This is a genomic window from Marinospirillum alkaliphilum DSM 21637, from assembly GCF_900119735.1.
Lineage (GTDB): Bacteria > Pseudomonadota > Gammaproteobacteria > Pseudomonadales > Halomonadaceae > Marinospirillum > Marinospirillum alkaliphilum.
The window spans coordinates 1-14,112 of record NZ_FPJW01000012.1 but is presented as its reverse complement, the minus strand read 5'-3'; the positions used below and the strand labels follow the sequence as shown (position 1 = coordinate 14,112).

Annotated in this window: 14 protein-coding genes; 6 read left to right on the top strand and 8 right to left on the bottom strand. The window is 57.4% G+C overall.

What is annotated here, in order from left to right; translation table 11 throughout:
• The first annotated feature begins 25 nt into the window (after positions 1–25).
• The 5 genes from BT114_RS13630 (at position 26) to BT114_RS13610 (ending at position 4,107) form a co-directional block, all read left to right on the top strand.
• Positions 26–943: a molecular chaperone TorD family protein gene (locus BT114_RS13630; protein WP_072327055.1), complete on the top strand. Its 918-nt coding sequence runs from the start codon at positions 26–28 to the stop codon at positions 941–943.
• A gap of 109 nt (positions 944–1,052) precedes the next feature.
• Positions 1,053–1,538, top strand: a complete 486-nt coding sequence (locus BT114_RS13625) for an FKBP-type peptidyl-prolyl cis-trans isomerase (RefSeq protein ID WP_072327054.1) — start codon at positions 1,053–1,055, stop codon at positions 1,536–1,538.
• Entirely contained in the window at positions 1,531–2,286 is a 756-nt protein-coding gene (modA, locus tag BT114_RS13620) for a molybdate ABC transporter substrate-binding protein (protein WP_072327053.1), read from the top strand. The genes BT114_RS13625 and modA overlap by 8 nt, the downstream gene beginning before the upstream one ends.
• Positions 2,286–2,954, top strand: coding sequence for a molybdate ABC transporter permease subunit (gene modB, locus BT114_RS13615; RefSeq protein ID WP_072327052.1), 669 nt, complete (start codon positions 2,286–2,288; stop codon positions 2,952–2,954). Before modA ends, modB begins: the two co-directional genes overlap by 1 nt.
• Positions 2,955–2,970: 16 nt before the next feature.
• Positions 2,971–4,107, top strand: coding sequence for an ABC transporter ATP-binding protein (locus BT114_RS13610; protein ID WP_143142850.1), 1,137 nt, complete (start codon positions 2,971–2,973; stop codon positions 4,105–4,107).
• Here the strand turns inward: BT114_RS13610 and BT114_RS13605 are convergent.
• The 5 genes from BT114_RS13605 to BT114_RS13585 all read right to left on the bottom strand — a co-directional run bounded on the left by BT114_RS13605 (position 4,073) and on the right by BT114_RS13585 (position 8,772).
• Complete coding sequence (locus BT114_RS13605; RefSeq protein ID WP_245770453.1) at positions 4,073–4,870, bottom strand: ABC transporter permease; 798 nt, start codon at positions 4,868–4,870, stop codon at positions 4,073–4,075. The two genes, BT114_RS13610 and BT114_RS13605, sit on opposite strands and share 35 nt — an antisense overlap.
• Positions 4,863–5,489, bottom strand: a complete 627-nt coding sequence (locus BT114_RS13600; RefSeq protein ID WP_072327049.1) for an ABC transporter ATP-binding protein — start codon at positions 5,487–5,489, stop codon at positions 4,863–4,865. Before BT114_RS13600 ends, BT114_RS13605 begins: the two co-directional genes overlap by 8 nt.
• 91 nt (positions 5,490–5,580) lie before the next feature.
• On the bottom strand, positions 5,581–6,135 hold the full coding sequence (locus tag BT114_RS13595; RefSeq protein ID WP_072327048.1) for a DUF2231 domain-containing protein: 555 nt from the start codon (positions 6,133–6,135) through the stop codon (positions 5,581–5,583).
• Positions 6,132–7,571: an ethylbenzene dehydrogenase-related protein gene (locus BT114_RS13590; RefSeq protein ID WP_072327047.1), complete on the bottom strand. Its 1,440-nt coding sequence runs from the start codon at positions 7,569–7,571 to the stop codon at positions 6,132–6,134. Before BT114_RS13590 ends, BT114_RS13595 begins: the two co-directional genes overlap by 4 nt.
• Positions 7,572–7,653: 82 nt before the next feature.
• The gene (locus BT114_RS13585; protein WP_072327046.1) at positions 7,654–8,772 is read right to left on the bottom strand and encodes a MalY/PatB family protein; all 1,119 of its coding nucleotides are present in this window, start codon (positions 8,770–8,772) and stop codon (positions 7,654–7,656) included.
• Between the two features lie 115 nt (positions 8,773–8,887).
• On the opposite strand from BT114_RS13585, the gene BT114_RS13580 reads away from it, so the two are divergent.
• Positions 8,888–9,304 (top strand): acyl-CoA thioesterase, encoded by a 417-nt coding sequence (locus tag BT114_RS13580; protein ID WP_072327045.1) that lies wholly within the window; start codon positions 8,888–8,890, stop codon positions 9,302–9,304.
• A gap of 34 nt (positions 9,305–9,338) precedes the next feature.
• Here BT114_RS13580 and BT114_RS13575 read toward each other — a convergent pair whose 3' ends face one another.
• The 3 genes from BT114_RS13575 to BT114_RS13565 all read right to left on the bottom strand — a co-directional run.
• Positions 9,339–9,824, bottom strand: coding sequence for a hypothetical protein (locus BT114_RS13575; RefSeq protein WP_072327044.1), 486 nt, complete (start codon positions 9,822–9,824; stop codon positions 9,339–9,341).
• Positions 9,825–9,903: 79 nt separating this feature from the next.
• Complete coding sequence (locus BT114_RS13570) at positions 9,904–12,036, bottom strand: GNAT family N-acetyltransferase (protein ID WP_084662274.1); 2,133 nt, start codon at positions 12,034–12,036, stop codon at positions 9,904–9,906.
• 175 nt (positions 12,037–12,211) lie between these two features.
• Positions 12,212–14,112: acetoacetate--CoA ligase (locus BT114_RS13565; protein WP_072327043.1), on the bottom strand; the 1,901-nt coding region annotated here is incomplete at its 5' end.

Here is a 14,112-nt window from a genome sequence, read left to right as displayed (position 1 = left end):
TTTCACTTTTACCGGAAACAAACCCATGAACGCACCCGTCATCCCTTTTCCTGCACTGCAAGCCAGCGCCGAATTTCATCTTTGCATGGCGCGTGTATTGATGGCTCCTGAGCTGAACCTGAGCCCGGAGACCCTGCTGACTGAGCTGCTGCCAGACCTGCAGGCTCTGTCCAGTGAACTGCCAGCCCTGAATCCTGAATTTTTGCAGCAGTTGGAGCAGGCTCTGCAACAACTGCCTGATCGTGAAGCACTGCTGCGTGAATACAGCCAACTGTTTCTGGTTCCACCGGCACCGGCGCCCCTGAATCTGGGTTATTACCTGGACGGCGGCCTGATGGGGCGCACCACCCAGGCACTGGAAACCTTTTATGAGCGTCAGGCTCTGGCCCGGAATCCAGCATTCCGTGATCTGCCCGATCATCTGGCACTGACACTCGAATGGCTGGCCTGGACACTGGCAACAGCAGTTGAATACCAGAACGAAGACCCACAACGCAGTGAACAGGCACTGCAAGATCTCGGGACAGCTTTGTATCACTACCTGCTGCCGGGGACAGAAGCCTTGCTACATCCGGTTCAAACTGCTGCAACCAGCAAAAACCAGAGTGGCTGCTGGTCGCTGCTGCTGCAGTTGATCCACCATCAGATGGCTGCCGACTTGCAACAACTCAAAGCCCTGCTGCCGGAACAGGCCTTGCAGGACCCGGTCAGCAGCGAAGCCCGAGCCGAGTCTGCCGATGGCCACCCTGCCATCCCCATGGCCTCCGGCAATGCTGATGAAACCCTGCACTGCACTCGTTGTGGTGTGACGTTCCAGGCTGGTGAAATGCTGGGCACCCTGCTGTTGCGACTGCGCGAAGCCGGATTGACCACCGATCATGTTGAAATCTGCCCCTCCTGCCGGGATGCAGGTGTGCAGGTGTGCAAGAACTACCCAGCATGAAACCACCGGGTAGCGGCATCCGTCGCCAGCGCTGAAAGACTGTGGATTGCTGCAGCCACTACCTCCTGGGGGGTAGTGCATCGAACCCGACAAAAAAGAGATAATCATCATGAACGTTGAAGCCAACATGCAGGTTACGGCAGCCTTCCGGGTACTGGATGAATGTGGTGAATGCCTGCGTCGTTCAACACCGGAACAACCCCTGCGTTACATTCACGGGCGCGGTGAGTTGCTGTCAGAACTGGAGCGGGCACTGGAAGGGGCTGCAGTCGGTGACCAAAAATGTGTCACCCTGAACCCCGAAGAGGCCTTTGGCCCCCATCGCCCGGAACTGGTGTTTGAAGCCATCCGCGAGCACCTGCCACCGGGAGAATTGAAAGAAGGCATGAGTTTTGCTCCGGGAGGTCAACAGGGTAAGTTCACCCTGCGAGTGATCAAACTGACCGAAAAGGGTGCCCTGCTGGATGGCAACCACCCCCTGGCAGGCAAAACCCTCACCTGGGAGATCAGCATTGAAAAGATCCGCTCGGCTCTGCCGGAAGTATCCGACTCCTGTGATCATGAACCACTGCGCTGGGTATCCTTGAATGGTTAGAATCCTTTTGCTGCTGGCCTGTTTGTCATTGCCCCTGTCCGTGACCGCCAACCAGCCGGTACGCATTGCCGCAGCGGCGGATCTGCAACTGGCACTGACCGAACTGGCCCGGCAGTTCAAGGCTGAACACCCTCAGGCCGATCTGCGCATCACCTTTGGTTCCTCCGGTGTGTTTGCCACCCAGTTGCGTCAGGGAGCACCCTTTGAGCTGTATTTCTCTGCCAATGCCGATTATGTGCACATCCTGTATGAAGAGGGCCTGACACTGGATGAAGGCACCGACTATGCTTTCGGTCGGCTGGCCTTTTACACCCGTGATCCGCTGCAGGCCGATACCGCCGAACAGGCTCTGGCGGCATGGCATCAACAGGCACGCAACACCCACAAGCTGTCGATTGCCAACCCTCGCCACGCACCCTACGGGGTTGCAGCCATCGGCTGGCTGGACCAACTGGGCATGGAGCAGGCATTAAAACACCGCCTGGTGCTGGGTGAAAATGCAGCACAATCAGTGCAGTTTGTGTTGTCCGGTGCTGCCCGCAGCGGCATTGTTGCCTGGCCACTGCTGGCCAGCCGTGACGACCTGCCCGGCAGCCGCTGGCTGATTCCCGAAGATCAGCACCCGCCACTGCAGCAGCGCATGGTGTTGATGAAAAATGCCGGCCCTGTTGCTCATGCCTTTTACCACTACCTGCAAACGGATGCCGCCCGGCAGGTATTCAGCCACCATGGTTTTGGAGCACCCTGATGGAATGGCAGGCGCTGGAAATCTCCTTTCGCCTGGCGCTGTTCACCAGCCTGCTGTTGTTACCGGTCGGCATCTGGCTAGGGCGACTGCTGGCCTGGTCGCAGCAACGTGGCATGGCGGTGCTGCAAAGCCTGGTGTTTCTGCCGCTGGTGTTGCCACCCACCGTACTGGGTTATTACTTTCTGGTGGCCTTTTCCGGTGATGCAGCCCTTGGTGGCCTGTGGGAGTGGCTGTTCGACAAGTCGCTGAACTTCAGCTTTGAAGGCCTGCTGCTGGCCTCGGTGATAGCCAACCTGCCTTTTGCAGTGCAGCCACTGCAGCATGCCTTTGCCAACATCGATCCGGATGTGCGGGATGCGGCGCGTGTCTGTGGCCTGAATGTCTGGCAATCGCTGCTGCGCATTGAGCTGCCGCTGGTCTGGCCCGGACTGGCCGGTGCCTTTGTGCTGACCTTTGCGCATACCCTGGGGGAGTTTGGTGTGGTGCTGATGGTGGGTGGCAACCTGGCCGGAGAAACCCGTACCCTGTCGATTGCCATTTATGATCAGGTGCAGGCCTTTAATTTCAGTGCCGCCGGACAGATGTCCTTGCTGTTGCTGGTTCTGGCCTTTTTCAGCCTGTTGCTGCTACAGGGTCTGGGGCAGTTTCGCCAGACTCGCAAGCCCTGATGCCGGAAACCCCTGAATGAAACCATCGATGGACAACAACCTGGCCCTGCATTTTGACCTGAAGTCCTGCGGGGCCATTCCCCTCAAGGTCCGTCTTGAAGTTGCACCCGGTGAGCTGGTGGCCTTGCTGGGTCCTTCCGGCAGCGGTAAAACCACCCTGCTGCGCAGCCTGGCAGGACTTTACCCGGAAACCAGAGGGCGGGTATTCAGCGGTGATCACTGCTGGCTGGACAGCCAGCGCGGCATCCAGTTAAAACCCGAGCAGCGGCAACTGGGCATGGTGTTTCAGGGGTATGCGCTGTTTCCCCACCTGACTGCCCTGCAGAACCTGATGATCCCGCTGCGTCATCTGCCGCAACACCAGGCGCGTCAGCAGGCGGCGACATGGCTGGAGCGGGTGCATCTGAGTGGTCTTGAACAACGTAAACCGCATCAGCTGTCCGGTGGGCAGCGCCAGCGGGTGGCACTGGCAAGAGCACTGGTGGCCCAGCCTCGCGCCCTGCTGCTGGATGAACCCTTTTCCGCGGTGGATCAGGCCACCCGTCAGAAACTGCGTCGTGAGCTGGCGTTACTGCGCCAGACCATTCAGGCCCCCACCCTGCTGGTGACCCATGATCTGGAAGAGGCACTGCAACTGGCTGATCGCATCTGTGTGTTGCATCACGGTCAGGTGTTGCAGGTGAGTGCACCGGATCAATTGATGAATCATCCGGCCAGCCCGACCGTCGCCCGCTTGCTCGGCATGCACAACCTGTTTGAAGGGCAGGTGCTGGCCAGCAGTGCTGAACAGCTGGTGTTGGATTGGCAGGGGTTGCCCTTGATCCTGCCGGGGCAGGCCGGTTTTAATGTCGGGCAACAGCTTCACTGGATGGCACCCCCGCAGAGCCTGTTGCTGCACCGCCCGGATCGGCCAGTGCCCGGTGACAAGGAGAATCCGCTGCGTGGCATCATTGAAGAACTGGTGTTGCTTGGCCCTCATGCCAGCCTCAGCATCCGTCCGGATCATGCACCGGCCTTGCCACTGAGGTTTTTTGTGCCCAGGCATTTTGTTGAGCGTCAGCAGTTGCACCCCGGCATGGCAGTTTCACTCAGCCTGCTGGGGCAACAGCTGCATCTGTTCAGCCCACCGGAGCATGCAGGCGATCCAGCCTGAGCCGCTGGCGCGCATCAAACAAGCGGCGACTCCCGGCCATCACTGCCAGCATCGCACCCAGCCCGGTCCCCAGGGTGATGATCAACATGATCAGGATCTGGTATTTCACTGCCAGTGCCGGTGGCGTTCCGGCCAGGATCTGACCGGTCATCATGCCCGGCAGACTGATGATGCCTGCGGCAGCCATGGCATTGATGCTGGGAATCATGCCGGCACGCATCGCTTCACGGCGTATCGGCATCACTGCCTGGGTCCAGTGCTGACCCAGCATCAGACGATTCTCGATCACCTGTCGCTGTTGCCAGGCCTGTTCAGTCAGTCGATCCAGACTTAATGCCACACCGGTCATGGTGTTACCCAGCAGCATGCCGAGCAACGGAATGGCATATTGCGGGGTATACCAGGGAGAGGGTCCGATCAGCACCAGCAGGGTGATCACGGCAATTGAAAAGGAAGAAATAAACATCGACAGGGTGCCGATGCCATAAGCCCAGCCGCCGCTGAAACGGCGTTTCTGGCGAGCCATGACTTCGCGGCCGGCCAGCAGCAACATCACCAGCGCCATCAGGCCGACCCACAACAGACTGCCGACTGAAAACAGCAGCTCCAGCACCAGAGCAATCAGTGCCAGTTGCACCACCGTGCGCAGTGTGGCGATCAACAGACTGCGACTGATGCCCAGACGGGCCTGAAATGCCAGCAGACTCAGCATCAGCACCAGAACCACCGCCAGTCCCAGTTGCCACCAACTGAGTTCAATCACTTCCAATCAACATCTCCTGGACTTCACCGTCTTGAATCACCAGCTCCAGATCAGCCACTCGCTGCACCTGTTCACGATCATGCGCAACCCACACCACCGGCCAGCGGTGACGGGCAATCTGCTGCTTCAGCCAGTGTTCAACCCGCAAGGTGGTAGCCGGGTCCAGATTGGCTGTCGGTTCATCCAACAGCAGGACTTTCAGCGGGAAAGCCAGGGCACGCAACAGTGCCAGCCGTTGTTTTTCACCACTGGACAGGCGGCTGACCTGCCACTCCATGGCGTCACTGCTCAGCCCCAGGGCCTTGAGATCTTCAGGATCATAGTCAGCCGGGAAGTGATCGGCAACCTCATCCGACCACCACTGGCTTTCTGCTGGCACCAACCGCACCTGCAGTCGCCATAAGTGTGCCGGGGTCTGCTGCTGATTCTGATCATCCAGCCAGACCTCGCCCTGATGCGGCTCCAGATCGGCCAGCGCCCGCAACAGGCGACTCTTGCCACTGCCCGAAGTACCGGTCAGACAACAAATCTCCCCGCCCCTGAGATTCAGGGAAAAGGGCTGCAGCAAGGCACTGCCAAGTTGCTGAAGGCGTAAAATGGAAGGTTGGCTGGCATTCATTATCGGATGTCCATACAAAAGAAAACCGGAACCAGCCTAACAACTGCTCCCGGTTTTTTTACTGCTTCAGCTCATGAACAGTGGTTTTAAATCAGCCTTTATCACCTGTTTTTGCGGTGAGACCCACACCTGCAGCAATGATTGCCAGCAAAAGCAACGCCACCAGCACGGCATCCGGAACATAGAAGGTTTCATAAACCGTCCAGCCAAAAGCAGCCAGCAACTGCGAAAAGTGTGTCGGACTGCCAGCCAGATGGCCACCTAGCGTACCGGTGATGGCAAACAGTAAACCACCGGCCAGTGCCAGCACCACCAGTGCCCAGCGCTGTGTACCCTGAAACATCAGCGCACCAAAGCGCCATATCAACAGGGTGATACTGCTGTAAATGGCCAGGCTCCAGATAGCCATCAGGATGTGATTACGAGCCAAAGGACTATACAGATTGGCTTCCGCAGGCCAAACCAGCCAGCCACTGACCAGTCCAGCCACGGCTCCGAGCAGACTGAACACCAGCACCGGCAACAACCCGGCACGAGACAGCTCGGCAAAACGCCCGCTCAGAAACACACCGGCCAGAATCATCAACGTCGCCAGGGCCCAGAAAGCCAGTGGGAAATGCACCAGCATGGCGTGAACACCATTCATGCGCCACCTCCTTCATTCAAGCGAACATTCTTCATTAACCGATGCAGGCCAAACCAGACACCCAACATCAACAGCAAACCAACCACCAGCGTTTTACGCCACTGACTGATAATCTCTTGATTAAACTCCATTTCCACGCCGTAAATGGCCAGCTGTTTTTCACTGTGGCGCGGACGAACCGGTTTGCCTTCAGCAATATCGGGGGCACCCGCATGGGCCTTGCTGACCAGTAAAGGCCAGTTCACCTGTCCGGGGTAAAAGAGTGTCAGATCCTTCCAGGTATCACTCCATTGCGGTGTCTCACCACTGAAACGCTGTGCAACAATATCGGCTTCACGCCCCAGCCCCAGGGTGTAGGGGTGAGAAACATAGTGCCAACGACTGCCGGTAGCATCCCGGTGCACGGCCATGCCAAGGGTGTAAACCCCCTGCTCCCGAAACATCTTGTCATCCAGCGGGAAGCCGGTATCCAGTGCACGCACCAGCGTGACATCCCAGTAACCATTGCTCCAACGTGCCGGGCCACCTTCCACACCAATGGCTGCACGGGAACCTTCCGGCTGGCGATGCAGGATACGCGGAATCACATCACCTTCTTGCCATTGATGGTCAGGATCAAAGGGTTTGGCCAGGTCTTCAGATAAAAAGTAGATACCATCAAAATCCGGGCTCTGTGCCTGAACTGTATCCCAGCGCAAGGCGTCAATACCGGCTTTTTCACGATCAAACACCCACATGGGGCGGCTGTTGGCTGCATCCCAGTTGGTGGTATAAGGACCACGCCCCTTGTCACTGAGACGGAACTCAGCAATCAACTGGTCGTCCGAAACTCCCACCGCATTGGAGCGACCCGCCCGCCAGTGCCAGAGATCCAGAAAATACCCGGCTTCGCGCTGTTGCTGCAGGGTCTGTTCATCCACCACACCCCGCCAGTCAGAAACATCCATGCGCGTGGCCGGCAGGTACTTGCGCACATCACTCTGGCGCAATGTCTGCCCAAGGTGTGGATCGGCCTGAACTTCAGCCGGAGTGGCCTGGTCGGTGAAAAAACGGGCATTGGCACCTACGGTGATGTAACCACCGTAACGACCAAACTCCGGCACCTTGCCATCATCCACCAGCATTGTCACCCGATCTTCATAAGTGCCGTCCGGATGAGCACCAACCGGTGACCCACCATGACGTACCCAGCGGCCTTGCTCATAACGCAGCATGTCGTGATAAACATAAGCGCGTTCGGCAGGCCAGCGATAACGGAAATAGATTTTTTCATCGTTGTAAGCCACCTGCATTTGCAGTGGCATCAGCAATACATCAGGAATGGCAATATTGCGTTCGGGATCATCCTGCACAACACCCTTGCCTTGCGTGGTCCACAACAGGACCCAACCCAGCAACAGGGTAGCCAGAATCACTCCCAGTCGTACACAGCTCATGCGGCTCTCCTTTTTATTGGTTTTATACCCGCAATGAAAGTGTAGACTTCACATCACACAATTACTGTTTCTTGTTGTTGTTTCAGGTGTTCGCCTGAATCACCACCGCCATTCGCTCCAGTGACTGCTCCAGCTGTGCTGCCGGACAACCGAAGTTCAGGCGCAGGTAATCTGCATCACCAAAGGCCTCACCGGGTGACAGGGCCACGCCGCCATCAAGAAAAGCCTGCAAGGGATTGGGCAGTTTCAGTGCACTGACATTCAGCCAGGCCACAAAGGTTGCCTGAGGACGGACATAACCGATCTGGGGAAAATCCTGCAACCAGCGCTCCAGCAGATCCAGATTGGCATTCAGATGGGCTTTTAACTCCTTTAACCAGGGACGCCCCTGCTGCCAGGCAGCCTGAGCTGCCAGCACACCCAGGTAGTTCATGTCCGGCATCAGGCCCCGCATGGCCAACCGGAAATGATTGCGCAGGGTGGCATCGGGAATCACCGCCACGGCACAGGACAGACCGGCAATGTTAAAGGTCTTGCTGGGGGCCATCAGGGTGATGGAACGACGGGCAGCTGCTTCACTGACAGCCGCAAAAGGCAGGTGGCGCAAACCCGGTTGCAGGATCAGGTCAGCCCAGATCTCGTCAGAAATCACCAGCAGATCTTCTTTTTCGGCCAGCTCTGCCAGCTGTTCCAGCTCAGCCCGCTGATAAACCTTGCCGGTGGGATTCTGCGGATGGCACAACACCAGTGCACCGGTTTCCGGCTGCAGCCAGCCACTCAGGTCGGTTTCACTGACCGGCACATCCACTGTGGGGCGTTGCCTTACCTTGCCCAGCACACGAATGGGTGGGTAAACCGGTGACTGTACCAACAGGCCTTCATCCACTTCCAGCAAGGCTTCCACTGCCAGATTAAACCCCGGCACCACACCCGGAATCCACACCAGCCAATCGCTTTCAACCGGCCAGTCATATTCGCTCTGGCACCAGTCCACAAAGGCCTGCACCAGTGTTTCAGGCACTTCACCGTAACCGAATATCCCTCGATTGGCTGCCGCCGCCAACACCTGTTGCACCGCCGGAGGTGACGCCAGATCCATGTCTGCCACCCACATCGGAATCACATCCTGCTGTTCATAACGCTGCCATTTCAGACTGGCGCTGCCCTTGCGGTTAATGCTGCTGCTGAAATCAAAGCTCATGTTCCGGTTGCTCCGCTGATTCTGGAAAAAGGTGACTCAATAGCCACACAAGCGGCTTGTGGCACACCACAAAAACCCTTAGCTTGGTTCGACTGTTACTGTCTGGAGTAGACGCATGTTCATTTATCCGATCACCCCTGGCTTCACTGATACCGATGCGCTGGGGCACATCAACAATACCCGTGTACCGGTCTGGTTTGAGCTGGCTCGCAACGACGTGTTTCGCCTGTTCACCCCGGATCTTGATCCGAAAAAATGGCAACTGATACTGGCCCGGATCGAGGTGGACTTTGTTGGTGAACTCTTTTATGGCCGGGATGTGGAAATTCGCACCTGGATTGAACGCATCGGCAAAAGCTCTTTCACCGTAACCCAGGAAGCCTGGCAACAGGATGCTGCCGGGGCAAGCAACCTGGGTGCCAGAGGCAAGGCCATTCTAGTGCATTACAACTTTGCCGAAGGTGCTTCGATGCCGCTGGAAGGTGAACTGCGTCAGCGACTGGAACAGCATCTGCAACCTGCCGACCAGTAACCTGACAGGTTGCATCAGAGGCCAGGGATCGGCCTCAGAAGTGGATCAGCAGGCTCATGTGCGGACGGAACACCAGGGAATAGCTGTCCTTGTTTTGTGGTGTATCGATGCCGTAAAGGGTGCTGATGGCACCACTGACCACTGCCCAGCGGGTGATCGGAATTTCATAACCAACCCGCAAGTCCAGTCCGAAATCATTTTTGTAGCCTGTGTCGCCATTCCAGTAACTGGCACCCAACTGGTAAAAGCTGCCACTCAGGTAACGTTCGTTATAACGTTTAAAACCCGCTTCATACATCTGGTAGTTGTCACCATCGGCCACACCAAACACCAGGGCGGAACGACGCCCCGTGGACATCTGCCAGGACAGGTTAAACTGGTCACCATCCTGCGCCTGATCCAGGTAACGCAGTGCATCAAAACCAAAAGCATGACTGGTTCTGGCTTCTGCTGCCGTGGCTGCCAGACCGGTTGCCAGCAGTAGCAGTGCAATCAGTAATGCTTTAATGCGAAACACCATGAACAACTCCTGAAAAAAATGACCCGGCTGCGACCCATCCGGTAAAGCCCAGCATCTTAAAATAAAAGCATCCGGCTGCCTACTGCAACAGCGCCTTGAGTTGACCACGCAAACAACGATCCAGTTCCTTTTTACCGCTGCAACCCAGCTGTTGTTCCAGCAGGGTTTCATGCTGCTGCTGCAACAGCAGTTGTATCCAGGGATAAAGTGATGGAGCTGTTAACCCCTGTTGCAGTTGCAGCATCAGCCAGCGCTTCAGCGCTGTGCGGGTTAATGCCAGCGGGCGGTGCCCCACGGCATAAGCCTGCAATTCCTGTTGATCCTGTGCATTGAGGGGTTCACACGCCAGCGGCAAACCCGCCAGTAAAGGAGCCACCACCGTCGCCGGTAATTGCTGCAGCGCCAATGGCAGGAGCTCCGGCAGGGTTTCGGCAAGACGTTGTTGCAAAGCCTGCTGCAAGGCCTGACCGGCTTCTGTCAGCCCTTTCACCACCTGCAGGGTGTGTTCACCACTGGCCTGATCACGGGTAATACCCACCCTGGCCGATGCATAACCAGCCTTGCTCCAGAACGCCAGCAACGATTCAGTGACACCAAAACTGCTGCCCAGCAGATCAATGCCCTGGTTCTGCTGAGCCTGTTGTTGCACAAAATCCAGCAGCGCCAGACCAATGCCACGTCCCTGCAATAACGGATGCACCAGAATCCGCTGCACCCGCCACCAGTGAAGCTGCGCAGCCTGCACAAAACCACCATGAAACGTCAGTGACTGAGCCAGCAAATGGCCTTGTGGACGCCGCTGCCCCATAAAAATGGCGGCAGCCAGTTCAGCATCAAAACCACCCTCCTGCTGAACCAGTACCAGCCCCACGGGGTGTTGATCCTGCCAGGCACAGGCCAGTTGCAGATCCGGTGCATCCAGCAACTGCCGAAAATCATCCGGTGTGGTGCGATAGTGCGCCAGCACCAGCAAACCAAAAACCTGGCTGAGCAGTGATTCATCCGCCAGCAATTGCTGGCGATCCAACCACTGGATCTGAATGCTTGTGATGCTGTCCGGAGCCGGATCAACCACTTCAGCATCCAGCAGCAACAAACGATCCGTCAGACGCTCCAGCGGGTCCAGCGCAGCCCAGCGCAGGGGTTGCCGTAAAGTCAGTGACAACCAACCCGGTGCCTGCTGATCCAGATGTCGGGTAAAACGCAGCGCAAATCCCCGCCCATTACCCTCGTACCCCTGCTGGGTGGTGGCAAACACACTGCGCGGATAGTGCTGCAGCAGTTGCTGCAAAACCGGCACCGGCAAGGCAGCGGCTTCATCCACCAGCAGCAGGTCAGCTGTTGGCAAGGTCTGTAACAGCGCATCCGGTGCCACAAAACCGATCTGTGCCGTTCGTTCAGGGGGTAAATCCTGCAAGCGGGCAAACACCGCATCTGAGGCTTCACGCGAGGGTGCAGTGATCAGCAGCTTTTTTTGTGGTTCATGCAGGGCCAGTGCGCGCAACAACAACCCCAGTGCACCACTCTTGCCACGCCCGCGATTGGCCGTGACCACCACTGGTACCACTGGCTTCTGGCCCACCCATTCCAGCAACTGCTGCACCAGCCTGGCCTGATCCTCACTGGCTGCACCCAGTGGCCAGTGGCCGGATGCGGAAGCCGCTGCCACAGCCGGCAACTGCCACCAGTTGCCCTGCTGGCCTTGTGACTGGCTCCAACGCGGCACATCAGCCGCCAGCAGCAGATGTTCACAGCGCTGCAGAAAATGACAGGACAACTGCTCCGGTTCATACGGCCAATGCGCCAGACGCCGGTAATCCGGATCGGGTTGAGAAGACCAGGGTTCAGGTGTCAGCAACAGCAACAGGCCACCGGCCTGCAAGGTACCGGACAGGGCACCCAGCGCATCCGGGTGCAAACCGGTGAAGGCATCAAACACCAGCACCTGCTGTTCACTGCCCAGCCGATGACGCGCCCTTGAAGCAGGCAACAGCTCAACCCCTGTCGGCAAATCCGGCAATTCACCGGCCGGTGTCACAGCCTGCACCCAGCAGCCTTTCAGGGAGTCATCCTGCAATTGCTGCATACGCGCCAGCCACTGCAAGGCCGCTGCACGGCACCAGCCAGCATCACCCCGCAACCAGAGCAACTGGCGAAAACGGCGCTTTTCAAGGTCTTGCAACCAGTTAATCAGGGTGGTTTCAGAAGGCATGATTGTGGGTGTGGACTTGTGTGTTATTGACTGATGTTGCTGAACACACTATGCAAGCCCGGCAGGAATAGCAACCGCAAAAAATGAAGTGTACCTGCCTATAAAAAAAGGCCGCTGTCAGAGGGAGCTAACCAGCGGCCAAAGGGCTACACAGAGGCAACAACAGAAACAGGGATCAGGGTTCTTGCAGCTCCGGCAGGTTGGCAAACAGCTGCAGGGTTTCGGGGTTGGCCAGGGCATCCTGGTTTTTCACCGGGCGGCCGTGCACCACTTCACGCACGGCCAGTTCCACGATCTTGCCGGACAGGGTGCGGGGAATGTCCGCCACCTGAATGATTTTGCTGGGCACATGGCGCGGCGTGGTTTCGGCCTTGATGGTTTCTCGGATGCGTTTTTTCAGGCCTTCATCCAGCGTGAAGCCTTCTTTCATGCGCACAAACAACACCACCCGCACATCGTCTTTCCAGTCCTGACCAATGCACAGGGCTTCCAGCACCGCTTCCACCTTTTCCACCTGACGGTAGATTTCGGCAGTGCCAATACGCACGCCACCGGGATTCAGCACCGCATCGGAACGACCATGGATGATCATGCCGTCTTCCGGGGTGATTTCGGCGTAATCACCATGTGCCCAGATGTTGTCAAAACGCTCGAAGTAGGCGGCGCGGTAACGGCTGCCATCCGGGTCGTTCCAGAAACCAATCGGCATGGAGGGGAAGGGTTGAACACACACCAGTTCACCCTTTTCACCCACCACCGGCTGGCCCTGCTCGTTGTACACCTGCACATCCATGCCCAGTCCCCGGCACTGCAACTGACCGCGATACACCGGGCGGGTCGGGCAACCCAGTGCAAAACAGGAGATGATGTCGGTGCCACCGGAGATGGAAGCCAGCAGCAGATCGGGTTTGATGTCCCGATAAACATAATCAAAGGATTCATGTGACAGGGGTGAACCGGTGGAGAGGATGGCTCGGAGTTTGGGCAGGTGATGGGTCTGGCCCGGCTTTAAACCGGCTTTTTCACAAGCGGCGATGTACTTGGCGCTGGTGCCAAAGACTGTCACACCTTCACGTTCGGCCATGTCCCACAGGGTTTTGGGTTCTGGAGCAAAAGGAGAGCCATCAAACAACACCAGTGTGGCACCCACCGCCAGCCCAGACACCAGCCAATTCCACATCATCCAGCCACATGTCGTGTAATAAAACAGCGTGTCGTCGCGTGTCAGGCTGGTGTGTAACTGGTGTTCTTTTAAATGCTGTAACAGCGTGCCACCGGCAGAATGCACAATACACTTGGGGACTCCGGTGGTGCCGGAGGAATACATGATGTACAGCGGGTGATCAAAAGGCAGTTCGGCAAAATCAATTTCTCTGGCATCAGGGATACGAAAGTCATCCCACAACACGGCCTTTTGGATGCTGCTGATATCCGGATGAGTCTCCAGAAATGGAAACACCACTACTTGTTCCAGTCCATCCAGTGCGTCAGCGATTTCCGCCACTCGCGGCAGGCTGTTGATGCGTTTGCCGTTGTAAAGATAACCATCGGTGGCAAACAACACTTTGGGCTGGATCTGACCAAAACGATCCAGCACACCGTTAAAACCAAAATCCGGTGAGCAGGATGACCAGATGGCACCCAGACTGGCTGTGGCCAGCATCGCCATCAGGGCATAGTGGCAGTTGGGCACAAACCCCGCCACCCGATCACCCGGAACCACCCCGGCCTGTTCCAGTGCCAGCGCGATCTGGGCCACCTGGTCATGCAGCTGGGCAAAGGTCAGTGACACCCGCTGGCCATCTTCACGCAGGGAAACCACCGCAGTGCGATCATCCCGGAAACGCAGCAGGTTTTCCGCAAAGTTCAGCCGGGCTTCCGGAAACCAGCGGGCACCGGGCATCCGGTCAGCATTTTCCAGCACACGACTGCCCTGTTCAGCGGCCACCACTTCACCGAATTCCCACATCATTTCCCAGAATTCCTCCGGGTTGACTACACTCCACTGGTGCAGGTCTTCGTAGTGGCTCAGGGATTGCTGATAACGCTCATTCACCCGCTGCATGAAGGCACGCA